Raw genomic sequence first — 250 nt, 5'->3', positions numbered from 1 at the left:
GATGGGCGGCATGACCACCCACGGCCTGTTGACCGCCTGGCCGGACACGCGGATCACCGCCGCGATCCCCATGTCCTGCGTGGACATGGGCAACCCGAGCCCGTCAGTCCGCGCCAAGGTCCTGTTCACGCACGGCGACCGGGACGGCACATGCCCGATCTCCTCCGCCCGCCAGGCGTACCGGGAACTGCCCGCCGCCAAGGCGTTCCTCACCTTCCGCGGCGCCGGCCACAGCAACTACTTCGGCGAC

1 protein-coding gene is annotated in these 250 nt (G+C 70.8%); it reads left to right on the top strand.

Annotation, left to right across the window (positions count from 1 at the left end; all coding sequences use genetic code 11):
- Window positions 1–10: 10 nt before the first annotated feature.
- Window positions 11–250: alpha/beta hydrolase family protein (locus IG99_RS43895; protein ID WP_234312192.1), on the top strand; the 240-nt coding region annotated here is incomplete at its 3' end.

It is taken from the genome of Streptomyces griseus subsp. griseus (genome assembly GCF_000720255.1).
GTDB classification, from domain to species: Bacteria; Actinomycetota; Actinomycetes; order Streptomycetales; family Streptomycetaceae; genus Streptomyces; species Streptomyces griseus_I.
Note: the sequence above shows the minus strand (reverse complement) of the source record. Positions and strands in the feature narration are given on the sequence as shown.